General features: G+C 41.5%; 21 protein-coding genes and 1 tRNA gene. 14 read left to right on the plus strand and 8 right to left on the minus strand.

The features are described 5' to 3' along the window. Positions 1-20: 20 nt before the first annotated feature. Positions 21-962, minus strand: coding sequence for a diguanylate cyclase (locus tag BIZ38_RS10330; RefSeq protein WP_166340633.1), 942 nt, complete (start codon positions 960-962; stop codon positions 21-23). 116 nt (positions 963-1,078) lie between these two features. Here BIZ38_RS10330 and BIZ38_RS10335 point away from each other — a divergent pair, with 116 nt between their 5' ends. Next, positions 1,079-1,270 carry a hypothetical protein gene (locus BIZ38_RS10335; RefSeq protein WP_187490229.1) on the plus strand — a complete coding sequence of 64 codons (192 nt, stop codon included), beginning with the start codon at positions 1,079-1,081 and terminating at the stop codon, positions 1,268-1,270. A gap of 159 nt (positions 1,271-1,429) precedes the next feature. Here BIZ38_RS10335 and BIZ38_RS10340 read toward each other — a convergent pair whose 3' ends face one another. Further along, positions 1,430-1,747 (minus strand): helix-turn-helix transcriptional regulator, encoded by a 318-nt coding sequence (locus BIZ38_RS10340; RefSeq protein WP_187490230.1) that lies wholly within the window; start codon positions 1,745-1,747, stop codon positions 1,430-1,432. Between the two features lie 3 nt (positions 1,748-1,750). Next, a complete protein-coding gene (locus BIZ38_RS10345) occupies positions 1,751-2,152 on the minus strand; it encodes a hypothetical protein (RefSeq protein ID WP_187490231.1) in 402 nt (133 codons plus the stop codon). A 341-nt stretch (positions 2,153-2,493) separates the two neighbouring features. Here BIZ38_RS10345 and cysE point away from each other — a divergent pair, with 341 nt between their 5' ends. After that, positions 2,494-3,318 (plus strand): serine O-acetyltransferase, encoded by an 825-nt coding sequence (gene cysE, locus BIZ38_RS10350; protein WP_138599624.1) that lies wholly within the window; start codon positions 2,494-2,496, stop codon positions 3,316-3,318. Positions 3,319-3,338: 20 nt separating this feature from the next. Then, positions 3,339-3,995, plus strand: a complete 657-nt coding sequence (locus BIZ38_RS10355; RefSeq protein ID WP_187490232.1) for a hypothetical protein — start codon at positions 3,339-3,341, stop codon at positions 3,993-3,995. A 2-nt stretch (positions 3,996-3,997) separates the two neighbouring features. Here the strand turns inward: BIZ38_RS10355 and xseA are convergent, their stop codons facing one another. Further along, positions 3,998-5,332 carry an exodeoxyribonuclease VII large subunit gene (gene xseA, locus BIZ38_RS10360; protein WP_187490233.1) on the minus strand — a complete coding sequence of 445 codons (1,335 nt, stop codon included), beginning with the start codon at positions 5,330-5,332 and terminating at the stop codon, positions 3,998-4,000. Positions 5,333-5,466: 134 nt separating this feature from the next. Here xseA and guaB point away from each other — a divergent pair, with 134 nt between their 5' ends. Continuing rightward, positions 5,467-6,936, plus strand: a complete 1,470-nt coding sequence (gene guaB, locus BIZ38_RS10365) for an IMP dehydrogenase (protein WP_054551225.1) — start codon at positions 5,467-5,469, stop codon at positions 6,934-6,936. Positions 6,937-7,036: 100 nt separating this feature from the next. Next, a complete protein-coding gene (gene guaA / locus BIZ38_RS10370) occupies positions 7,037-8,614 on the plus strand; it encodes a glutamine-hydrolyzing GMP synthase (protein WP_054551226.1) in 1,578 nt (525 codons plus the stop codon). Positions 8,615-8,703: 89 nt separating this feature from the next. On the opposite strand, the gene BIZ38_RS10375 is transcribed toward guaA, so the two are convergent. Further along, complete coding sequence (locus tag BIZ38_RS10375; protein ID WP_187490234.1) at positions 8,704-9,828, minus strand: FAD-dependent oxidoreductase; 1,125 nt, start codon at positions 9,826-9,828, stop codon at positions 8,704-8,706. Positions 9,829-9,929: 101 nt separating this feature from the next. Here BIZ38_RS10375 and BIZ38_RS10380 point away from each other — a divergent pair, with 101 nt between their 5' ends. The 4 genes from BIZ38_RS10380 to rimI all read left to right on the plus strand — a co-directional run bounded on the left by BIZ38_RS10380 (position 9,930) and on the right by rimI (position 11,899). Then, a complete protein-coding gene (locus BIZ38_RS10380) occupies positions 9,930-10,832 on the plus strand; it encodes a LysR family transcriptional regulator (RefSeq protein WP_187490235.1) in 903 nt (300 codons plus the stop codon). Positions 10,833-11,018: 186 nt separating this feature from the next. Then, positions 11,019-11,095, plus strand: a tRNA-Trp gene (locus BIZ38_RS10385). A 68-nt stretch (positions 11,096-11,163) separates the two neighbouring features. Continuing rightward, on the plus strand, positions 11,164-11,466 hold the full coding sequence (locus BIZ38_RS10390) for a hypothetical protein (RefSeq protein ID WP_175080297.1): 303 nt from the start codon (positions 11,164-11,166) through the stop codon (positions 11,464-11,466). Further along, positions 11,453-11,899, plus strand: a complete 447-nt coding sequence (gene rimI / locus BIZ38_RS10395) for a ribosomal protein S18-alanine N-acetyltransferase (RefSeq protein ID WP_187490236.1) — start codon at positions 11,453-11,455, stop codon at positions 11,897-11,899. Before BIZ38_RS10390 ends, rimI begins: the two co-directional genes overlap by 14 nt. Here the strand turns inward: rimI and BIZ38_RS10400 are convergent. Beyond that, the gene (locus BIZ38_RS10400) at positions 11,896-14,550 is read right to left on the minus strand and encodes a hybrid sensor histidine kinase/response regulator (protein ID WP_054551231.1); all 2,655 of its coding nucleotides are present in this window, start codon (positions 14,548-14,550) and stop codon (positions 11,896-11,898) included. The genes rimI and BIZ38_RS10400 overlap by 4 nt on opposite strands. A 251-nt stretch (positions 14,551-14,801) precedes the next feature. Between BIZ38_RS10400 and prfC the strand changes: the two genes are divergently transcribed. The 4 genes from prfC (at position 14,802) to BIZ38_RS10420 (ending at position 20,031) form a co-directional block, all read left to right on the plus strand. Beyond that, positions 14,802-16,385, plus strand: coding sequence for a peptide chain release factor 3 (gene prfC, locus BIZ38_RS10405; protein ID WP_054551232.1), 1,584 nt, complete (start codon positions 14,802-14,804; stop codon positions 16,383-16,385). Between the two features lie 61 nt (positions 16,386-16,446). After that, a complete protein-coding gene (gene argS / locus BIZ38_RS10410; protein ID WP_138616318.1) occupies positions 16,447-18,189 on the plus strand; it encodes an arginine--tRNA ligase in 1,743 nt (580 codons plus the stop codon). A gap of 429 nt (positions 18,190-18,618) precedes the next feature. Beyond that, positions 18,619-19,257 (plus strand): pyridoxamine 5'-phosphate oxidase, encoded by a 639-nt coding sequence (pdxH, locus tag BIZ38_RS10415; protein WP_055020972.1) that lies wholly within the window; start codon positions 18,619-18,621, stop codon positions 19,255-19,257. After that, positions 19,258-20,031 carry a TatD family hydrolase gene (locus BIZ38_RS10420; protein WP_138619825.1) on the plus strand — a complete coding sequence of 258 codons (774 nt, stop codon included), beginning with the start codon at positions 19,258-19,260 and terminating at the stop codon, positions 20,029-20,031. Here the strand turns inward: BIZ38_RS10420 and BIZ38_RS10425 are convergent. After that, the gene (locus BIZ38_RS10425; protein ID WP_054551236.1) at positions 19,998-20,618 is read right to left on the minus strand and encodes an AhpA/YtjB family protein; all 621 of its coding nucleotides are present in this window, start codon (positions 20,616-20,618) and stop codon (positions 19,998-20,000) included. The two genes, BIZ38_RS10420 and BIZ38_RS10425, sit on opposite strands and share 34 nt — an antisense overlap. Before the next feature lie 125 nt (positions 20,619-20,743). Here BIZ38_RS10425 and serB point away from each other — a divergent pair, with 125 nt between their 5' ends. Continuing rightward, complete coding sequence (gene serB, locus BIZ38_RS10430; protein WP_054551237.1) at positions 20,744-21,763, plus strand: phosphoserine phosphatase SerB; 1,020 nt, start codon at positions 20,744-20,746, stop codon at positions 21,761-21,763. Here the strand turns inward: serB and BIZ38_RS10435 are convergent. Beyond that, positions 21,746-24,226, minus strand: coding sequence for a PilZ domain-containing protein (locus BIZ38_RS10435; RefSeq protein ID WP_187490237.1), 2,481 nt, complete (start codon positions 24,224-24,226; stop codon positions 21,746-21,748). The genes serB and BIZ38_RS10435 overlap by 18 nt on opposite strands. Between the last annotated feature and the right edge of the window lie 305 nt (positions 24,227-24,531).

Raw genomic sequence — 24,531 nt, forward strand, 5'->3', positions numbered from 1 at the left:
GCTCTAATCAATGCCCCTAATTAGGGGCATTTTTCTAGGTTTAATGGCTCGATGTTATCAGCAACCACAAGTTGATTTCGGCCAGCTTCTTTTGCTTGATAAAGCGCGCAATCAGCCATTTCAATGAGTAACATGGCATCACTATCGCTACTAGGGTAAATAGTAGCTAAACCAATACTAACCGTTAATGGATGACCTGTAAGTTCAGCTAATTGTAATTTACTGATCATATCTATTAAGCGTGTTACTAGACTTTGTGCTTGCTTACTTTGTGTATTGCCAAGCACCAGTACAAACTCTTCACCACCGTATCTGGCGCACAAGTCACCGGGCCTGCGAGTAAATTCAGGCAGTAGTTTTGCAACTTCTTTTAGACAGCTATCACCAACTAAGTGACCAAATTTATCATTTAGCGTTTTAAAATTATCAAGGTCAATCATAGCTAACGAAACAGGTAAATTTAATCTCGAGCAACGACTCCATTCTTGTAAAATAAAACTATCAAAAAATCGTCTATTAGCTATTTGTGTTAGGCCATCAATTCTAGCAAGTTGTTGGACTTGTTGTTCAGCAAGCTTTCTTTCGGTGATATTTAAGTGACTTATAACGATAAAACGCTGATTATCATAAAAAAGAGAAGCTGCTCGCATTAAAAACCAGCGCTTTTCCATGTCGCTATGGCATGGATATTCAAGATAGAACTCTTCGCACTGATGGTTAATTACTTGTTTTATTCCATTAAACGCTTTTGCTCCAAACTCATCGTTTTGGCAAGCCGCTGACCTACAAATTGCGAGGTAATTTTGTTGTTGCCATTGCTCATTGCACGCACAGTTATTTTGTTCGCCAAATGTTTGCCAGCTGCGATTTACAAATTTGATATCGCCTTCGGCGTTGATGACAACAATATGCTCAGGGAGAGTATCGAGTATTAACCTTAAAAATTCCTTTGACTCAAGCACACCAATTCCTGCTTTACACTTTTCTAAAGAGTAGCAATAAATTATTAGATTGCATGGTTAAAAGTAAAAAAGAGTGTGATTGAATAAATTTTACAGATGATAACTTACGAAGATATATGTGTAGTTTAATTTATTCATGCTCATCAGTGAGTAAGTTAAGTATAACTTTAGAAGCATTTGGGTCTGAAGTGATCCATAAGGGAAGAACCTTATGCACGGTTATTGCGAATGTTTATAAATCTGATGCGCCAGATATACCTGTTGCGTTAGCTACTGCAACCTTTAATCGCTATCAATTAAAGCAGTAACATGAATACAGCCCAGCCGTGATGTAGCTGGGCTCTGTATTGACCTATTATCAACTAAAGTAGTGAGCTAACTTTAACAGCTAGCGCAAAGAGTATGGTTGTTATTACAAAGCCGATAAGTGTAGTGTGGCCGCGTTGTTCTTTGGTCATCTTTCACTCCTAAAAAATAACTAATACTGTTGTCATACCAAGGGCAAAACTGACAAACGAAGAAGCCGCTACGATTGCAGCGAGATTTTGCTTACTCACTGCATGTGTTGTGGTTGGTTCAGATACTTCGTCATCGAGCTTAATGAGCTCACCTTGGCGTACTTCAAACACTGCACATAGACTCATGGTAGTTTCTTTTGATGCCGCGCCTTCTTTTTCAACTCGTTGAATGGTACGTAAGCTTACATCACAGGCATCTGCCAATTGTTGCTGCGTCCAATCGAATTTAAGTCTGAGTGCTTTTATTGTATTGGGGTTCAGTTGCATTACTTACTTCCCAAGAAATGGTTCAATAAAAGTAACAACTGCATAACCTGATATTGCGCCACCAAGAAAACAGCCCAGGGTAACCAAAGCCACTTGTTTTGGATTATCAGTAAGTGAGGTTTGTGTGCTCTGTTTAACTAATTTGCCAGTTTTGTAAAACGAACATTCAAGCTTGCCGGTAAGTATATTTTGCATCGCAAAATCGACTGCATAAGCATTACCTTGGTAGTTAAAGTCGTGATGGCTTTTAAAGCCAAAGCTGCGCTTTTCACTAACCAGTTCGTCGTTTACATATATTTTTTCTTTACCACTCATAATGTGACCAAAGCATGCGATTTGGTTGTCACCATCTTGAAAGTAAAATTTATAACCTAGTTTATGTGAGTTTAGTACGTCGTTTTTCATCATCGTTTCCTTGTTAAGTTGATGATGTAAATTTAATGATTATTTTTGTTTTTTACGCCGTCAGCGATATGTCAGTGCCTATTTTGGCGTATGACAGATAAGATGTCATATCTGTTTTGTTATTGAAAAATAAGCACTTTAGCTGGGTTTTTCTTGCGGCGTACGAGTTTGCTACTGTCATATGTGGTTGGCTAAAAAGCACAGCAAAAAGAGTAAAAATAGGTGTAGTTACTCTGGTTATTAGATATAACCAGAACAAATAAACAACGGGTTAGTACATCTTGCTACAAATCCGTTAAACTTAAAGCTTAGCAGTTAGGTACAACCAGAAAGGCAATATTATGCGTCATGAAATTTGGCAAAAGCTTCGAGAAGAAGCAAACGAAGTCGTTTCCCGTGAACCGCTTTTAGCAAGTCACGTTTATTCGTGTGTGTTAAATCATGAATGCCTAGGTTCGGCGCTCAGTTTTATTGTCGCTAATAAACTTGCTGATGCAGTAGTATCGGCGTTTACAATCCGCGAATTATTTGACCAAGCCTTTGTTAAATGTGACCTAATGCTGACGCATGTGGCTCATGACATAAAAGCAGTTAAAGATCGTGACCCTGCGGCCGATAGTTACTTAACTGTTATTCTGAATCTTAAAGGCTTCCATGCAATACAAGCACACCGACTCGCAAATTGTTTATGGCAACAAAACCGCAAAGAGCTTGCTCGCTTCATTCAGAGCAGAACCTCAGAAGTATTTGGCGTTGACATCCATCCTGCTTGTAAAGTTGGTCATGGTATTATGTTTGACCACGCAACTGGGATTGTAATTGGTGAAACAGCAGTTATTGAAGATAACGTCTCTATTTTACAGTCTGTAACCTTAGGTGGTACAGGTAATGAGCAAGGTGACCGCCATCCGAAAATTCGCGCCGGTGTATTGATTGGTGCGGGTGCTAAAGTACTGGGTAACATCGAAGTAGGAGAGGGGGCACGTATTGGTGCAAACTCTGTCGTGTTAAGTGCGGTTCCAGCGCACACAACTGTGGTTGGCGTGCCAGCTAAAGTGGTTGGCAAACCGAGCTGTCCCTGTCCTGCCGAAAGCATGAACCAAAACTTTTTAGACGATAGTACCACTACCGCTAGTAATGCCTCCCACACCAGTGCTATGTTGTAGTTTTACAATTTAAAAGAGCAATGGAATTGTCTAAATTATCCTTCGGATTAGCTGTTGCAGCGTCATTTATTTGTGGCGCTGTCACTATGTCACTTTTTCAATCAGACCCACAACAACAGCCGCAAACTTATCAGCAACAATTTGTTGAAGAACACATAGCTCAAGCACCAGAGCAGCAAGCCACTGCTGTAGCGCCTGTTATTAACAAACAAGTCGCTGAAGTGAATTCAAATAGTTCAGCAGCTGTTAGCAAAACTGAGCTTGAGCAGCAAGTTGCAGAGTTAAAGTTACAAGTCGAAAACCAACAAGCGGTGATTGACAGTTACCGTTCAAGTGCGATACCTCCACAGCAAATTGACTCACACCTAGATGAACTTTATACCTTGTTAGAAGAGCAATCTCGGGATGAGGCTTGGGCCTACCAAGTTGAAACAGCCATGAGCGATTTTTTAATTATGGCAGATTTACCAGTGCAACCACAGCTGAGTGTCTCAACATGCAAAAGCTCTGTGTGTCAGTTTAAGCTATTGCAACCTGAGGGGAGTGATGACTTGCCAAGTCATTATTGGCGTAACATGACCGATAAGATGATGGAACAAAGCTGGTGGAAGCAATTTAAATTTACCTCCACCACCTCAAGTGACGATAGTCTAACCATTATTGCAAGCACGGAGTAATTTTATACAACTTTTGATTGCAGTTGACCATCAGCAAGCTCGGTAGTTATAAGCTCACCAGAGCTTACATCGTTAACTGATTTTACAACGCCACCGTGCTGATTTTTAGTAATGCTGTAACCACGCGCTAACACACTAAGCGGACTCACAGAATCTAAACGGTTCGCTTGTAAAGAAAGCTGGTTTCGAGAACTTGAAAGTTGCTGTTGCATCGCCTGTGTAAGCCTTGCATGTAATTGCGCCAGTTGATGCTCGCTTTTCGCTAACTGCTTTTCGGGTGAGCGTTGCATTAAGCGTGGTGTTAAGTTAGCAAGTACTCGCTCATATCGCTGGATTTTACTACTCATCGCGCCATGTAAGGCCAAACTAAGCTCATCTAACTTTTGCGCTTGTTGATTGAGTTGATTACGGGGATGGCATAGCTGCAAGCGATGCTCAAATTGAGTGGCAGTACTGCGTTTTACAGCTAAAGCGTGTTTAAAGGCATGATTTAAGTGCCTAACTAACAGCGTAACTTTGTTATATAGCTCTTCGGTATTTGGACTAACTAGCTCTGCGGCTGCAGAAGGGGTTGCGGCGCGAATATCGGCAACATAATCACTAATAGTGGTATCGACCTCGTGACCAACGGCGCTAACAATAGGTAAGCGACTTTCAAAAATAGCGCGAGCTAATTGCTCATGGTTAAAACACCACAAATCTTCGAGTGAGCCACCACCGCGACCTAATATAAGCACATCTACTTCGTTGCGTTGATTGGCGATGTTTATTTTTTCTATTAATTGACTGTGTGCATCTGCACCTTGCACCATCGCTGGGTAAATCACGACTTCAAGCTGCGGAGCACGGCGTTTAAGTACCGTTAGAATATCGCGTATAGCCGCACCTGTGGCTGAGGTGATCACCCCAACGCGATTAATATTGGTTGGTAATGGTTTTTTGTGGGCTGAGCTAAATAGGCCTTCGGCAGCTAAACGCATTTTAAGCGCATCGAATTCTTGTTTTAATAAGCCTTCGCCAGCAGGGGTCATATGCTCAACAATCAGCTGATAATCACCACGAGGTTCATATAAAGATACGCGGGCACGCACGGTTACTTGTGCACCATTGCTTGGGCGAAAAGTTTGGCCGCGATTATTGCCGCGCCACATTGCTGCTTTTACCTGTGCTCGGTCGTCTTTTAACGTAAAGTACCAGTGTCCAGATGCAGGGGCTATAAAGTTAGAAATTTCACCATTTAAGATAAGCGATGAGAAGCCTTGTTCAAGAACATGGCGAATTTCCTTATTTAGGCGCGAGACCGTGTAAACAGGCTGTGTTGAGTGCGTAAAAGCCATTAAAAACCCCAGTAAAAAATTCTCTGCGTACTTTAACACAAATAAATGAATAATTTTATTTACTCATGCTCATAACGCTGATAAAATTTGGCCGCAATTCCTTATACTCAGATCCACATGTGAGAAGTTGCACTATGCTAAGAATCGCTAAAGAAGCTCTTACCTTTGACGACGTACTTTTAGTACCAGGTCATTCTACTGTTTTGCCACACACGGCAAATATTTCAACTCGCTTAACGCGTGGTATCAATCTTAACTTGCCGCTAGTTTCAGCATCTATGGATACTGTAACAGAAGCACGCTTAGCGATTGCTCTAGCGCAAGAGGGCGGTTTAGGTTTCATCCACAAAAACATGACAATCGAAGAGCAAGCTAAAAACGTTCGTAAAGTTAAAACTTACGAAGCGGGCATTGTTTCTTTCCCTGTTACTGTGACTGCGGATCTTACAATTGCTGATGCTATCGCGCTTTCAGAAGACAAAGGTTTTTCAGGTTTCCCTGTAACCGACGCTGACAATAACCTTGTTGGTATTGTGACAAGCCGTGATATGCGTTTTGAAACGAAACTTGAGCAACCTGTTTCTACAGTAATGACGAAAAAAGAATCGTTAGTGACTGTTAAAGAAGGTGCAGACCGTGATGAAATCTTAGGTCTAATGCACGAGCACCGTATCGAAAAAATTCTCGTAGTTGATGATGCATTTAAACTAAAAGGCATGATCACTGTAAAAGACTATCAAAAAGCACAAGATAAGCCGCATGCATGTAAAGACGAGCAAGGTCGTTTACGTGTAGGTGCAGCTGTTGGTGTTGGCGCAGGTACTGATGAGCGTATCGCAGCCCTAGTTGAAGCAGGTGTTGACGTATTACTTATCGATACATCACATGGCCACTCACAAGGTGTTATCGACCGTGTTGCACAAACACGTCAAGCATACCCAGACCTACAAATCGTAGCAGGTAACGTTGCAACAGCTGAAGGCGCGATTGCCCTTGCTGATGCGGGTGTTGATGCTGTTAAAGTTGGTATCGGTCCTGGTTCTATCTGTACTACTCGTATCGTAACAGGGTGTGGTGTTCCACAAATTACTGCTATTTCTGACGCAGTTGAAGGCTTAAAAGGCCGTGATATTCCTGTTATTGCTGACGGTGGTATTCGTTTCTCTGGTGACATCGTAAAAGCACTTGTTGCCGGTGCATCATGTGTAATGGTGGGTTCAATGTTAGCCGGTACTGAAGAAGCACCGGGTGAAGTTGAGCTATACCAAGGTCGTTACTACAAATCATACCGTGGTATGGGTAGCCTTGGTGCGATGGACCAAAAAGAAGGTTCATCAGACCGTTACTTCCAAAAATCGAACGAAGCAGACAAACTTGTTCCTGAAGGTATCGAAGGCCGTGTTGCTTATAAAGGTCCTATCGCGACAATCATTCACCAACAAGTGGGTGGTCTACGCAGTGCAATGGGCTTAACAGGCTGTGCAACAATTGAAGAGTTAAATACTAAACCTCAATTTGTTCGCGTTACTTCAGCGGGTATGGGTGAGTCACACGTTCACGACGTGCAAATCACTAAAGAAGCGCCAAACTACCGCTTAGGTTAATTACCTTAAGGTATTGAAATTACATGGGCTAGCATTTGCTAGCCCTAATTTATTGATCATCTCCCTTTGGGAGAGCAGTTCCTGACTAACGAGATACTCCATGAGCAAAGACATTCACGATTCACGAATTCTCATTTTAGATTTTGGTTCGCAATACACACAGTTAATCGCACGTCGTATACGTGAGATTGGTGTTTACTGTGAGCTATGGGCATGGGATGTAACTGAAGAGCAAATCCGCGAATTTAATCCACAAGGTATTATTTTGTCGGGTGGCCCTGAGTCTACAACACTTGAAAACAGCCCACGTGCTCCTGAGTATGTATTTAACGCAGGCGTTCCAGTACTTGGTATCTGTTACGGCATGCAAACAATGGCAACGCAACTAGGTGGTAGCGTACACAGCTCTGATAAGAAAGAGTTTGGTTATGCACAAGTTGAAAAAGTAGGTAACTGTGCGTTATTCGATGCTATCGAAGACCACATTACTGACGGCGGTGCAGGCGTACTAGACGTTTGGATGAGCCATGGCGATAAAGTGATGGAAGTACCTGAGACTTTCAAAACAACGGCTAAAACTTCAACATGTCCACATGCGGCAATGTCTTGGGAAGAAAAACGTTTTTACGGCGTACAGTTCCACCCAGAAGTAACTCATACTCACCAAGGTTTACGCTTACTTGAGCGCTTCGCGATTGATATCTGTGGCTGTGAAAAGCTATGGACACCAGCAAAAATCATCGACGATGCGATTGAGCGTATCAAGGAAACTGTAGGTGATGACGAAGTTATCTTAGGCTTATCAGGTGGTGTTGATTCATCTGTTGTTGCCATGCTTATTCACCGTGCAATCGGCGACAAGCTAACGTGTGTATTCGTTGATAACGGTCTTCTTCGTTTAAACGAAGGTCAGCAAGTTATGGATATGTTCGGCAACAAGTTTGGCCTAAACATTGTTAAAGTAGATGCTGAAGATCAATTCTTAGCAGACTTAGCAGGTAAGTCAGACCCAGAAGATAAGCGTAAAGCGATTGGTCATACCTTCATTAAAGTTTTTGACGAGCAAGCTAAAAAGCTGAAAAGTGCTAAATGGTTAGGTCAAGGTACTATCTACCCAGACGTAATCGAATCTGCTGCATCAGCAACAGGTAAAGCACATGTAATCAAGTCTCACCACAACGTAGGTGGTTTACCAGACGATATGGAAATGGGTCTTGTTGAGCCTTTACGTGAGCTATTCAAAGATGAAGTACGCAAAATTGGTCTTGAGCTTGGCCTACCATACGACATGCTTTACCGTCACCCATTCCCGGGTCCTGGTTTAGGTGTTCGTGTACTTGGTGAAATCAAGAAAGAGTACTGTGACTTACTACGTCGCGCAGATGCTATCTTCATTGAAGAGCTACACAAAGCTGAGCTTTACCACAAAGTAAGTCAAGCCTTCACGGTATTCTTACCAGTTAAATCGGTAGGTGTAATGGGTGATGCGCGTAAATACGACTGGGTTGTATCACTACGTTGTGTAGAAACAATCGACTTTATGACGGCACGTTGGTCACATTTACCTTATGAGTTCTTAGGTGTGGTTTCTAACCGTATCATCAACGAAATCGATGGTATCTCACGTGTTGTTTACGATATTTCAGGTAAGCCACCGGCAACAATCGAGTGGGAATAATCCACTGTAAGCTAGTCACTTGTACTGAATATTTATAAAGACACAAAAGCCCGCTTTTTTGAAGCGGGTTTTTGTTATTTAGACGGTTATCATTTGGTTTGAGTTAAGTCTAGTCCTTGCATATAGAGTTGACTGAGTTGATCCGCGGATATACTTGGTGCATCTGTGGTTGAATGAGGTGGTTGAAAGATATGCTGAGCTATTAGTCTACCAATGTTTTGGGCGCTGGAGGTTTTATGAATTCGAGTTTCATAAAGCTTTTGTAACATAACATTGAGGCTATATTCGGTCTTAAATAGTTGAGCTAGGTGCCAAACATCTTCAAGCGCTTGGCTAGCACCTTGCCCCGATGTGGGTAAGGAAGCATGTGCAGCATCTCCAATAATAATGAGATTCTCCTTGTGCCAATAGGGGAGTGGGTCAATATCATGTACAAATATGCGTTTTAAACTGCGTGGGTTATAGTTATTAAGTACCTGCTGAACTGTTTTAGGCCAATCCTGAAAACGCTCATGCATTTCTTCAAACCACTGCTCTATTGGTCTTGTATTATCAAGGTCACTAGGCCATGCCGCAGCCCAGTAACAACATTGATTTGCAACGGGTACTATACCAAAGCGCTCATTATTATCTCTAAAATCATGAATTGTCTGCTCAAAAGGATTCAGATCAATTTCACAGGTGCCTATTATATTTATGAAGCCGTGGTATTTAGTTGGTATAGGTACTTTATACATATACTCTCGTGCTTTCGAATTCATTCGTCCATCGCAGCCCACCACAAGATCAAACTTATCTTTTAATTGCGCAATGTCTTGAGTATTGATGGTTTGATTGAAGTGAATAGTGGCATCCAGTTTCTCTAGTCGCTCAGCGAGTATCTTTATTAAGTCACGACGTAATATGCTAATAGTTGGGAAGCCACACAGAGAGTTTAGTGTTTGAATGTTAAACTCACCCCGTTGAGTGGCTTGTTTATCGTACTGTCGTATAGCAACTGGCAGACCACCATATTGGGTGAAATCATCTAATAGACCCAATTGTTTAAGCACAAAGGTCGCATTAGGCCATAACGTAACACCGGCACCGATTGTAGAAAAGCTATTGTTTCTTTCGAATAATGTGACCTTGATACCTTGTTTTCTTGCAAATATCGCTAAAGCAAGGCCTGCAACTCCCGCACCTATAATGGCTATATGTTTAACTGAACTCATTTAAATATCCTAGTTGCTAAGAAAAAAATGATTGTTACTGATCTACTAAATAGGATAAATATGGTAATTTTGGTTTGTAAATCCCATTTGATGAGATAGTTTTGATAAGCAATATTGAATTACAGTGGCTTCTAAGCTTCCAAAAAGTATATGAACAATTAAGTATTAAGCGGGCCGCTGAGCTCAGCCAAATTCCAAAATCAAATGTGAGTCGTCATGTTGCACTTTTAGAACAAGCGTTGAATGTAAGATTATTGGAACGTACGACACGAAAAATGGTTGCAACAGAAGCGGGGGAACTTCTTTACCAGAACTTAACTCCGTTGCTTGTTGCGATGGGGGATGTTTTACAAGAAAGCTATCAAAGTAATGATTTAGTTTCCGGCCACTTAAAAGTCATTACGCCTGATTTGCCGTTTTTGGCGGACGCTATAGCTGAGTTTTGTCATAAATACCCTAACATTCAGTTAAGTTGTGATACTCAGCTTAATCCCGAAGAGGGGCTATTAGAAGGATTTGATATAGTAATACGTTTTGGGCGAGGCCCAGTGGAGGATTCTGGATGGGTTGCAAAAGAGCTCGTTCGTTGGCCAAGTTGTGTCGTAGCTTCTCCTAGTTTACTAGATAAACATCCTAAACCAAATTCAATGACTGAACTCGTTAAGCTTCCCTGTATTACAAGCCTATCAGTTCTACAAGGCATGCCATGGAAATTCAAACGAGCTGGCACGGTTAACGTTTCATCTCGTTATAAAGTAAATAGTGGACATATGGCAAAGTCAGCTGCCCTTAAAGGGTTAGGTTTTGCGATACTCCCTTATGACGCGTGCAGACAAGAGTTAGAGGAAGGACTGTTAATAAAAATAGATTCCCTAGCTGATGAGCCTGAAGATTTAGTTTTGTACGCTTTTTATTCTGGGCGTCGATATCCGTTCAAAAAAGTAAAAGCATTTCTTGCGTACCTGCAACTTGTGATTCAGCAACACTATCTTTCAGATGAGTGAAGCTATTTAAATTATTATAACTGTGTTTGGCTCTTTTAATTATCCGCAGATAACTTGGGTATGTTTAAAATGAGCTTTGATAGCTTGCTAATTCGCCGCTTTGTTTATTTAAGAAGCAGTTAAACTAAAAACTGTGTTTTTTTACTTTACCTTTGAAAAAAGCTCTATATAATTCGTCGTCATTGCAGGGGCGTAGTTCCAATTGGTAGAACAGCGGTCTCCAAAACCGACGGTTGGGAGTTCGAATCTCTCCGCCCCTGCCATTTCTTCCTTCTTTACTTTAATCGCAAATCTTCCTATATTACTTGCTCTTAATCATGATTGAGTTGTTATGAATCCAAGTTACGCTGCGATATTCTCTGTACAATCTTTAGAGTTAAATCAACACTATCGAACTGCGCCTGATACTTCTGGCGAACAGATACCAAACACTCAACAAGAAACACTGACGCTACCGTTACAGTTTCACCAAGACCTCGAAAAGGCATTTGCGCCGTTAGTTATTACTCAAATCGTTAAAACAGCAAATATTAGCTGGCAAGAGGGCTGCTTAGGCTTACCAAGCGATAAGCTGAATGGCGAACAGAAAAAACAACTTTGGTCTTTAATCGGTGAACAACTTGATAAGCTTTAAACCTGTAGATGCAACCTATATTAGCCAGTTAATGGCTATCGAAAACGCCTGCCATAGTCACCCTTGGACAGAGAAAACCATGCTGTCGTGTTTAGCTGGGCGTTATTTTAACCTGGCCGCTTTTCAAGGTGATGAGATGCTAGGTTTTTATATTGGTGAACAAGCGGGCCCAGATTACACTTTAATGGATATTTGTGTTGCGCCGAATTACCAAGGGCAGGGCATTGCTAAGAAGTTGTTAAATGCCTTTATTGAGCACGGCGAGCAGCACCAAGCCGAAAACCTATTTTTAGAAGTGCGTGAGTCGAATGCACCCGCTATTGGCCTGTATGAAAGTGCTGGCTTTTCACATATGTCGGTGCGCAAGAACTACTATCCAACCGCGACAGGCAACGAAGACGCTATTTTGATGGGGATGAGCTTTAGTCTTTAAGATGCTTCTTCAAGGGCATTGATAAGTGCATCGTAGCATTGCTCTACCTGATCAGTTTGATTACTGCGTAGCGCATTTTCAAGCTGACCCGCAGTCTTGTGAATAGCTTCAAAACTAAAACATCCCGCACTGCCTTTTAAGCTGTGTGCTAATGAACGTAGCGCCTCCCATTCTTTAGCACGATACAACTGCACGACTTGGCTTAAATAATCAGGTAGTTTTGAGCGATAGTTGTCGTTAATTTGTTGGAACTTCTCACTTTTTAGTAAGTTTTCCCACTTGTTTTGACTGTCTTTTTCAATGTGTAAGTAGCTTACAAGCACTTGCTCTAGAGCATCTTTGTCGATTGGTTTGGCGAGTGCTTCATCACAGCCCGCTTCAATGTAGGTGTCAACATCGGTTTTCATTACATTGGCCGTAAGCGCAATAATAGGGCCATCATAGGCTGCGTGACGTAGCATTTGCGTTGCTTCTAAGCCACCCATTACTGGCATCTGCATATCCATGATGATCAGCTGATAATCATTAACTAATGCCATTTCTACTGCTTCAGCACCGTTTTTCGCGATGTCTGGCTCAAGCCCCCAAGTTTGTAACAGCAGTTTTATTAGCAACTGGTTATCTGGGTTATCTTCGGCCACTAGTATATTGGCATCAAAGCTATTCGCTGCGAATGAAAGCTGAACGTCTTTACTTGGTGAGAGTTGCTCGTAGCTATGAATAAACGCCTCTGCTTGTAACTGCTCGGCGTTTAAATGAGCAGCAACTTGTATGGTAAAACAACTGCCGTTTCCAGGTTCACTAATAAGCTGTACATCACCGCCTAGCAACTGGGCTAAGTTCTTTGAAATACACAAACCAAGACCTGTACCGCCAAAGCGGCGAGTTGTCGTCGCATCGGCTTGTTCAAACGGTTTGAATACCCTTTCAACCTCACGCTCTGACATACCAATACCTGTGTCTTGAATCGCAAACTCTAAATGTTGTTTATTGCTGTTGTAGCTAATATCAATCGAGATGCTGCCTTTCTCAGTGAACTTAACTGCGTTGCTGGCAATATTGATCAAGATTTGTTTTAAGCGTGTGGTATCGCTATTAATGGTTTTGGGTACTGGTAGTTGGTAGTTAATATTAAATGTAAGTTGTTTTTCATTAGCCAGTGGGCGAATAATTGAATCAATATCATGTATAAGCTGCACTACATTACATGGTCCGCGTTCAACGGCGAGTTTTTCAGCTTCTATTTTTGATAAATCAAGAATGTTGTTAATAAGCTCAAGCAAGTGCTTAGAGTTACGTAAAATTGTGCTTAAATGCTGCTCATCATTCACCGCATCTTTGTTGTGCAGAAGTTGCTCTGTAAAGCCCATAATTGCGGTAAGTGGAGTACGAATTTCATGACTCATATTCGCTAAAAAGCGACTTTTCAGTTGGTTTGCTTGTTCAGCTTGCGCAATGGCTACTTCTAGCTTGCTGTTCATTGCTTCGAGTGCTTTCGTTCTGCTCTCTACTTTTTCTTCTAGGTGATGTTTATATTCTTCAAGCTCGTCTTGGTAATGACGAATTTGGTTCACCATGTGATTAAAATCGTTGAAAAGCACGCCTACTTCATCGTTTGTGTGGGCTGGCAAGTACACAGATAAATCACCATCACCAACCCGATGACTTGCCGCACCTAATAGTTCAACTGGGGTTAGCAGTAAGTTGCGTACCACAATATAGATAAGAATAGGCAGCGAAATCACAGAAATAATAACTATAAGTGCTGTGATTAAACTAATGGCTTTACCTGACTGGTAAAGTAAATCTTTAGGGGTGGTTGAGATCAAATAATCGCCATCAGTCATTTCAACTGCGTAAATTATGCGTTCTTCTTTATCAATACTTGAAAGTTCGATATTGGCAAGTTTGCCGTAGTTAGCGAGTTGTTTAATTTGCTCAAGCTCATATTCACTTAAATAATTGCCGCGTAAGTCATAGTCGGAGCTAAATAAAATCTGCCCCTTAGTCGTTAAAAATAAATTTAGCGTGTTATTAAATGGTGCTTCTAGAATACTAGCATTCAATATTGATGGTTCTACATGCACAACAATAAACCCCAGTTGCTGCGGCTGTTTTAAGTAGTAATCAATATTATAAATGGGGTGCACAAAGTAGAGGCTAGTAGAGCCATCTTCTTTGGGGATCATGAATTGTTGCTGGCGTAAATTCGATTGTAGCACTTGCTCAAAAAACGGGTAACTTTTAGGTGCTGGAGTTAATTGACTTGAATAAAATGCATCGCTTTTACCGTCTGGGGCAACATAATTAATGCTAACAATATCTGGGTAAGCTTCTGAATAGCTTGCAAATACATTCATCAGCTCGCCAAGACGTTCAATGTATTGGTTTTTTGAGTCAGGTTCGCGGGCTAAAAAGTCTGCTAATACAGGAGAGGTTGAGAGTAGCTTAGTAATCGAGTGAAATGAGTCAATGTAATTAAAGATTTTTTGTTGCTGTTGCTCAACAAAGCGACTGACAATAAGTTCAGCTTGTTTTTTTGTTGAATTGGTCACATTTGTTAATGTAAAGCCACCTAAAAACAACAAAGGTAAGATCACTAATGGTGTGATATACCACAATAATCGAATACTGAGCTTACTGGTTTTCATGACCTAAATTGACATCCCTCCGTGCAATTTATCAATAGTATGCGTTACAACTTGATTACACAAGCCTAGCAAAAAAGTGAACAACGAAAATACCCAACTAAAAGGGAGTAATTACTCGCAATCGCTGCTTTTTTGGCTAAGACAAACAAGGTATAATGCTCGGCAATTCTATTTTATTTTTACAGTGCGCACCGAGCTTTATAATTTATAAGGCAGTTAAGTGCGCTTTGTTATGACTAAAAGCAGCTTACATGTCTAATTTAACTACCGAAATTAATAAACGACGCACCTTTGCGATCATCTCGCACCCGGATGCGGGTAAAACCACGATTACAGAAAAAGTTCTGTTATTCGGACAAGCGATTCAAAAAGCGGGTACCGTAAAGGGTCGTGGCTCAAACCAGCACGCAAAATCAGACTGGATGGAAATGGAAAAAGAACGTGGTATCTCGGTAACTACGTCTGTTATGCAATTTCCTTACAATGAGCGTCTAGTTAACTTACTTGATACTCCGGGACACGAAGACTTCTCTGAAGATACTTATCGTACACTGACTGCGGTTGACTCATGCCTAATGGTCATCGACGCAGCGAAAGGTGTTGAGGATCGTACTCGTAAATTAATGGAAGTAACACGCTTACGTACCACACCTATCGTAACTTTCATGAATAAGTGTGACCGTGATATTCGTGATCCAATGGAGTTATTAGACGAAGTTGAAACTGAGCTAAACATTGCCTGTGCGCCGGTAACTTGGCCGATTGGTTGTGGTAAAGAGTTTAAAGGTGTGTATCACATCCACCGTGAAGAAACGATTTTGTATAGCACAGGTCAAGGCCACACAATTCAAGAAGTGCGCGTTATCAAAGGTTTAGATAACCCTGAGCTTGATACTGCGATTGGTAGCGAACTTGCTGAGCAGCTTCGTGAAGAGCTAGAGTTGGTAATTGGTGCATCACACGAGTTTGATTTAGATCTGTTCTTAGCGGGCGAACTATCACCAGTCTACTTTGGTACAGCACTTGGTAACTTTGGTGTTGACCATGTTCTTGATGGCTTAACTGAGTGGGCTCCTGCGCCATTACCACGCGAAACAGAAGACCGCCAAGTTGCTGCAACAGAAGATAACTTCTCTGGCTTCGTATTTAAAATCCAAGCGAACATGGACCCTAAACACCGTGACCGTATCGCCTTTATGCGTATTGTATCTGGCAAATATAGCCAAGGTATGAAGATGAACCATGTGCGTATTGGTAAGCAAGTGAGTATTTCTGATGCGGTAACCTTTATGGCTGGTGATCGTGAGCGAGCGCAAGATGCTTACGCAGGTGACATCATTGGTTTACATAACCACGGTACAATTCAAATTGGTGATACCTTCACGCAAGGTGAAAAAATGAAGTTTGGTGGTATTCCTAACTTCGCGCCAGAATTATTCCGTCGTATTCGCTTAAAAGATCCATTAAAACAAAAGCAATTATTAAAAGGCTTAGTTCAGCTATCTGAAGAAGGTGCTGTGCAAGTATTTAGACCGCTTATTAATAACGACCTTATCGTTGGTGCGGTCGGTGTACTACAGTTTGACGTAGTTGTTGCGCGCTTAAAAGCTGAATACAACGTTGATGCGATTTACGAAGGTGTGAGTGTTAACACTGCACGTTGGGTAAGCTCAGACGATACCAAAAAGCTTGAAGAGTTTAAGCGTAAGTGCGAAAGCAACTTAGCGCTTGATGGTGGCGATAACCTTACTTATATCGCGCCAAGCCGTGTAAACCTAAACTTGTCGATGGAACGCTATCCAGACATCAAGTTTAACCACACGCGCGAAAACTAATACGCTAAGTCTGCTTCAAATTTAAGTGCCCGTACAGCGGGCCATAAAGGTAAAAATTACAATGAATATTCGTACTCTTTTAATCGACAAAGCAATTGCTGCTATGGTTGCAGCAGGGTTACCTGAAGACACTAATCCAGCGGTAACACAAAGCACACGTCCACAGTTTGGTGATTATCAAATCAATGGCGCAATGGGCGCGGCTAAAAAATTAAAATCAAACCCGCGTGAACTTGCACAAAAAATTATTGATAACCTAGACCTTGCAGATATCGCAGAAAAAACAGAAATCGCGGGTCCTGGTTTTATCAACATTCACTTAAAGCCTGAGTTCTTATCAGCTAGCTTAAAAGCAGCAAACGAAGACGAAAAGCTAGCAGTTGCGCCACATGCAACAGCACAAAAAGTAGTTGTTGATTACTCATCACCTAACCTTGCTAAAGAAATGCACGTAGGTCATTTACGTTCAACCATCATTGGTGATGCGGTTGTTCGTGCCCTTGAGTTCCGTGGTGATGAAGTTGTTCGTCAAAACCACATGGGTGACTGGGGTACTCAGTTTGGTATGTTAATCGCGCACTTAGAAGATCAAATCAACCAAGGTGTAGACTTAGAGTCTGTAGCGCTGGCTGATCTTGAAACCTTCTACCGTGATGCGAAAAAACGCTTTGATGATGAAGAAGGGTTTGCCGATAAAGCCCGTAATTACGTTGTTAAATTACAAAGTGGTGACGCACACTGTGAAAAACTGTGGAAGTTATTCATCGCCACTTCTGTTAAGCACTCTGAAGAAGTTTATAAGCGTCTAAACGTAACACTTACGCAAGATGACATCATGGCAGAAAGTGCTTACAACAGTGAACTTGCAAACATCATCGCACTATTGAAAGACAAAAATATTGCCGTTGAGTCTGATGGCGCACAAGTCGTGTTCTTAGACGAGCTTGCTAACAAAGACGGCGAGCCTTCAGTGTTTATCGTACAGAAATCAGGTGGTGGTTTCTTATATGCGACAACTGACTTAGCTGCTTGTGATTACCGTTCAAATAAATTGGGTGCTGATCGCATCTTAATCTTTGTAGATGCACGTCAAAGCTTACACTTCAATCAAGTTGAGCTAACCGCACGTAAAGCAGGTTTATTACGTGATGAAACAAGTTATGAGTTCTGCCCATTCGGCACCATGATGGGTGAAGACGGTAAGCCATTCAAAACACGTACTGGTGGTACCGTTAAGCTTGCTGATTTACTTGAAGAGTCAATCACTCGTGCCGCAGCTAAACTAGCTGAGCGTGAGTCAGACTTAAGCGACGAAGAGCGTAGCGAAATTGCCCGTAAAGTAGGTATTGGCGCAGTAAAATATGCGGATCTTTCTAAGCACCGTACTAGCGACTATATCTTCAACTGGGACACAATGCTGAGCTTTGAAGGTGCGACAGCGCCTTACTTACAATATGCATATACACGTGTTCGCAGTATCTTCCGTAAATCAGGTATTGATGCGGCGTCATTAACAGCAGACGTTGCAATCAACGAGCCGCAAGAAAAAGCGCTGGCACTTAAACTTCTTCAGCTAGAAGAAGTACTCGATCTAATGATCAGCGAAGCGACACCGCACGTATTATGTGGATACCTATACGAACTAGCAAGCCTATACATGACGTTCTACGAAGCATGCCCAGTTCTAAAAGAAGGCGTAGAGCCAAATGTTCGTGACAGCCGTTTAGTACTGTGTAATTTGGTTGCGAAGACACTGAAGTCAGGATTGGATCTTTTAGGTATCGAAGTCATGGAGCAAATGTAATCTGCTTCGTGTAGTTCGCTTTGACTGCGTTGTCGTGCTTTTTTAACCGAAGTCACATACAAAACACGTATGCTCCTTGGTATAAAAAAGCACTTCGCCTTGTCAGCACTCCTACACTTGCAGAACGTTTAAGAGCTCGTAGGGATAAGTCGGTTTTCCGCCTTGTCTTAGGCTAAACTACTTAGGTGAATTCTGCTTCGTGTAGTTCGCTTTGAAAGCACTCCTACACTTGCAGATGATGTGCTTCGTAGGTTGGGTAGAGCGCAGCGAAACCCAACATAAATCGAGGGCCCTAGACTCTAGGCGCTAGGGGAGTAGCTTGTAGAACCTAGCTTCGTAGGTTGGGTAGAGCGTAGCGAAACCCAACAAAATTGACAGCTCAATAACCTTGATTAATCTTTAGCTGATAGTAGCGATAGAGGGAATTTTATGAAACTTGAAGATATTCGCCGTGAATATTTACAGGATGGTTTATCTGAAGACATGCTTGATGCATCTCCAATCAAGCAGTTTGAGAAATGGCTTGAGCAAGCTGTTGCAACTAATTTGCCTGATCCTACGGCGATGGTCGTTGCAACGGTTGATGAGCATGGTCAGCCTTCGCAGCGTATTGTGCTGTTAAAGCATCTTGATGAAAATGGCTTTGTGTTTTTTACTAATACCGGCTCGCGCAAAGCGCAGGAGCTAAAAGGTAATAACAAAATTTCTCTGCATTTCCCATGGCACCACATGGAGCGACAAGTCATAGTCTACGGCGAGGCTAAACCCTTACCAACAACTGCTGTGGCTAAGTACTTTTTATCACGTCCTAAAGAAAGCCAGTTAGCTGCATGGGCTTCTCAGCAAAGTCGTCCTGTGTCATCACGTAAGGTATTAATGGAAACATTTGCGAAAATGAAGCAAAAGTTTTCTGAGGGTGAAATTCCATTGCCTGATTTTTGGGGAGGCTATTGTGTTGAGCCTACTAAAATTGAATTTTGGCAAGGCGGAGCACACCGCTTACATGACCGCTTTATGTATCAACGCCAAGCCGATGGTAGTTGGCAGTTTGGTCGCTTAAATCCGTAAATGCGTTTTATCGATTCCCACTGTCACCTTGATTTTAGCGAATTTGATGAGACTCGCACAGAGCTCATCACAGCATGCAAGCAAGTAGGGATCGAGCATTTCATTGTGCCGGGTGTGAGCTTGGCACAATCGACAAAACTATTATCGTTTACTAAATCAGAGCCAAGTATTTCAGTGGCTTTAGGTTTACATCCTTATTTTTTATCTGATCACCAAACTCATCATCTCGCTGAACTAGAGCAATTAGCGAAAACCCATTCAGGGCAGTTTATTGCCATCGGTGAGTGCGGCCTTGACCGAAGCATCGATAACCTCGATAAACAAACGCAGTTATTTGAAGGACAGATAGAGCTTGCCAACCAACTCGCTTTACCACTTATTGTGCATCATAGGCAAAGCCATGATTTAATTGCTCGCTCATTTAAGCGCTGCAAACCAAAGTTTGGCGGGGTAATTCATGCCTTTTCTGGCTCAGAACAACAAGCTCAGAGTTATATAAAACAAGGATTTAAACTTGGTGTTGGTGGTGTGATAAGTTACCCGCGTGCTGCTAAAACTCGTAAAGTTATCAGCTTAATTGAGCTGCAGCATTTAGTGCTTGAAACCGACTCGCCATCAATGCCGCTGGCAGGTTTTCAAGGGCAGGTTAATACGCCGCTAAAGGTGCGCGATGTATTTACTCATTTATGTGAGCTTAAAGGCGCGACAGGCGATGCAAAGCTGCAACTAGCTGCAGAACTCTACGATTCTTGCTCTGAACTTTTCTTGATATAACGATTTATTTGCCAAAGCTTCAAGCCTCGACCTAATTGCCAAGTGAATATACAGGTGATCACCAGCATTAATAACACTTGTCGCCCTAAGTCATGGAAATTACTGTGGCTGGTTGCAATAGAAGCCTGTGTTAAATAGGTTATCGATACAAAACCAATTGGCCTTTCATTATCACTTATCACAGGCTCTACAAATGGGGTTTTAAGCTTACTTATACCTGGGGTTGAATCGGGTAATAAACCAAAGGTGTGGTGGCTTTGCCAATTATCACTGGCAGCAATTTGAATACCTTGCTGATCGTAAATCGTTGCCGCTAACACATACTCATCTTCAGCAATGTGATTACACAACGCATTTAATTCAGGTTTATTTTTTTCTTGTAGCGGCGTTTTGGCATTCAGTGCCATAAACTTGGTTAAGCTTATCGCTGTGCTATCAGCGCTATCATAAAGTAATTGGTGGCTTTGAAAGCTACTATTCATGGCAACCCAACTTAACAGCACAAAACAGGCTGTAGCCAAGCTTAAGCGCACAACACGTTGGCGATAAGTGGCTGAAAAGGGAATTTTAAGTTGGTTATTTTTCATAGTCACCGTATACGTTACTGACAGCATTTAATTTTGATGGTACAACATGATAACTTTAACAGCCCCTTGAGTGCGAGTGCCAAAAGCACTTCCAAGGACAGACATAAGTCTAATGTGGAGCCACTATGTCACAGCTTAGCTTAGCTGCTACACCTTCAGCAAATTTAGCTGAACAAATCAGCCTAAATTGCTGGTATAAAATTGAAAATAAACACCTTATTACAACAGACTTTACGCCAAAAGCAAATCAAGGCGTGTTCAGTATTGCTTTTGGTAATGAGCTTAATGCTGAGCAATTACTCGCGATTAGTGATTTTTTAGCCGCGCAAGGGTTTAGTAATTTATCGCTTTGTTGTTATCAGCCAGTCGCAGACATGCCAGTAGCGTGGGGCTTTCATAGCGAAACAACAACAGTACTTAGTCCACTAGTATTAGTGGAATTTGCAAAGCAATTGGGTATTCAATTGGTGCAATTAACGGATCCGCCAACGGTAAATGAACCAGGCTTATTGCTGATGGATATGGACTCAACAGCTATTACTATTGAATGTATCGACGAAATTGCGCGCCTAGCCGATGTTTATGACGAAGTTGCAGCGGTAACCGCGCAAGCTATGGCTGGTCAACTAGATTTTGCACAAAGCTTAAAGCAGCGTGTTGCTAAGCTTGAAGGTATCGATGGTGACTTAATTGATGCCTTGAAAGCGCGTTTACCGCTGATGCCGGGGGTGAGTGAATTATGCCAATACCTAAAAGCGCATAATTGGCATTTAGCAATCGCATCAGGTGGCTTTGTGCCTTTTGCAGAGCAAGTGCAGTCACTGCTTGATTTAGATGAAGTGCATGCGAATACCCTTGAGTTCAAAGATAATCGTTTAACAGGCAAGGTCATAGGCACGATAGTTGATGCTGAGGAAAAAGCCCGTGTACTTAAACGAATCGAACAAAGGCTTACCTTAAATAACCGCCAAACTGTTGCCATGGGTGATGGAGCAAACGACTTAAAAATGATGGCTGCTGCAGGGCTTGGTGTTGCTGTGCACGGTAAACAGAAAGTAGTTGAGCAAGCACAAACAGCAATTAATGAAGGCTCATTACTACAAGTTGCCTACTTGCTTGGCCTACCATTAGATTACTCGCTTTAACCATGTTGCTTTGCGTTTACTCATTTCATTGATCAACCTTTGGTCAATATCAAAATGGGTAAGCGCTTCGTCGGTAATATCAATTATATCGCCTACGCCAGCTACTGCCCATAGCGCTTCTTCAAGATCTTTTGCTTTATGTAATGCGTACTGGCTAATATATTTCAATTCATTCGCCAAATAATCAATATCAGGCCGCCCTGTGCGAGAAATGTACAGCCTGAAAATATATACTAAATCGCTTTTTAGTGCTTTTTTTACAAACAAGGTTTGTGGTTTATAGTCATCTTCACTAATACAACGACTAGTAATGGCATCTCTTATAACAGTTTTACGTGGGTCAAAGCGAACAAATAAAGTGAATGGTAACGGTGGGTCTTGGCGACTACGGTCTTTGATCAGCGGTGTGATCACTTCTGTAATTTGATCTGTCGATAAGAAACCATCGATACTAGTTGTTTCATTTAACAATCCAAAATTTTGTAATAAAACATGCAGTGGGCTTGGGTATAAGCCTTGGCCAATAGCGCCGGTTTTAAAATGCGCTGCTTCTTTATGTAAATAAAACGGAAACTGGCATACGCTTTTAGTCACCATATTTCTTAGTGCAGTTGATAGCCCTGGAATTTTAGGGGATTCTTCACAAACACGTAGCTTGTCTTTGTTGTTATCAATTAATACCGTGAAAAACTTAATTGCCATATGCGGTAAGTCAGTAATTCGATGCACTTTTAAATTCACGGTCGTCAGTGACTTACTCACCGCCATGACTTCATAAGCAAGGTTTGTTAAATCATGCTTTTTGGTGATTTTTTGCAATTCAGGCAAGTTTAATTTAATGATATCGCCTTTTTTGAACTCAACAGGCTGGTCGAACTCAATTTGTAAGCCCATCACAGATAAGTCACGGGTATGGCCTGTAATAGTTTGCTCATGGTGTTCTACACTTACAGCTGTTTTGTATAAATAGCGTTTATGAGCACGAAGGTTCACATACTCAAGCGCCACAGGCTCTAAATGAGGGGGCGTTTTATGCTTACTGTGACCAAACTGTTTAAGTTGGTTTACCGCATCTTTATTGTAATCAAGCTGTTGGTACGTTTGTTGTTCAAACTTAGTACCGATTGAGGTCAAAATAAGTAGATATTTAACATCTTTGATCAACCCTTGCACACGAGGTGTCGGTGGCTTATTTAGTTTTTCGATGTTTTTACCAGCACTGCTTGGTAGCGACAGTGGAATATACGAATCTTCCGGATGGCTTGGCATCAACTGAAGCTTAAAGCATTGCCAGCTATCTTTCTGGCTACCAAATCCCAAAAATAAATTTTTTAAGTTTGGTTGGCTATCAAGCTCAGATCGAGTTGCAGAATAATAATAAATTTTCCCGGCAACGGTATGAGTAAAAGTATATAAATACTCTTCTTTAACAGCTTCTGGAGAGCTTAGTAAGTCTCCCAATCGTTGTTGATTGATGATGCTGTACAGGCAAGACAACTTACGCTCATCACAAAAATAGCGTTGAATAAAAATATTATTTTCTGTGGTTAGCGCAAGGCTAGGATATAGCTTATCACCCTGTAGGCTTAAAAAGGTATAAAGTGAGGTAACACGAGGGATATAGTATTGCTCGTAGCCTTTTGAAACAACAGCATCTAAGGTGTTGTCGAGATTAACCTTATAGCGACGTTTATTGCCATGGATAAAGCTTTCTAGAAACTCATCAAATTTTTCGTTATTTTCAATAAAGGTACGCTTTAGGCGTATATGGTTATATTCACGAGAAACTTTCTCTACCGCTACGATTTCATATTGAATACCGTTTTTTAAACCAAGCTCAAAATCTTGCTCTAAGCCAACTAAGCGAAGACCTATTAACTGACCTTTTTTAACTTGATAACGTGGAGCTAGTTTTATTTTAGCGCCGCTCAGAGAAATATCAGACGTTGATGCTGCAACTTTGTTGTCTTTATCGAGTTCAACGGTGATTTTAATTGAGTAATTCATCCGCTCTTCGCGGCGACTCTCGTATGATGCAAACTTAATAACCTTAGCTGGCTGCTCTGTAGCGGCACTATCGTCAGCTAAAGCTTGCTCAGCGGCTTTTTTCTGCATTACCCGGTGATTGTTTTCGGTGTTCATTACCGCTTCGTAAACAGCAAGAGTATAACCACCGTGGCGTTTTATAGCATCTTCGAACACTTCAATGGCGGTATCGTCCATAAAGTGTTGTTTGCCATCATATTCGTAGGGTTTGACTTGACCAGTTACTTGACCACGTAAATCAATAAAGCGAGCTACTGGCTGAGATAAGCGTGACATTTCCATTTTAATCAAAAACTGCTCTGGCTTCGTTAAGCTAGCTGTCTTTGATTTAAATAATTTGTCAAACTTAGGAGTGCCTAAATGCGCCTTTAGCTCTTCAACTAGGCTCTCATATTTAAGCAAAATGTCTTCAGCCATTTATAAAACCATCACCGTCTATCTAAAAAAGTAGGTATACTTGCAGGCAGTACATTATTAAAACTTGAGTAATCGCTACTTTTTTATTGTATTAGTTATTGTTATAAGTACCTGCCAAATAAATGGCAAGATTTGTAAAGTTTTATTTATAAGCAAAAAATGTGCCTTAAAGCACTTTTTATTGCGCTTATAGCTGTGTAAAAAAGCCGAACAGATTTAAGTTCAAAGGCTTCAGCTCATAAAACTACTATACATGAAATATTTAGCTAGTCAGTTTTTTAAGTTACTAATTAGTCAAAATAGAA

It is taken from the genome of Pseudoalteromonas sp. BZK2 (assembly GCF_014349195.1).
Classification (GTDB): domain Bacteria; phylum Pseudomonadota; class Gammaproteobacteria; order Enterobacterales; family Alteromonadaceae; genus Pseudoalteromonas; species Pseudoalteromonas simplex.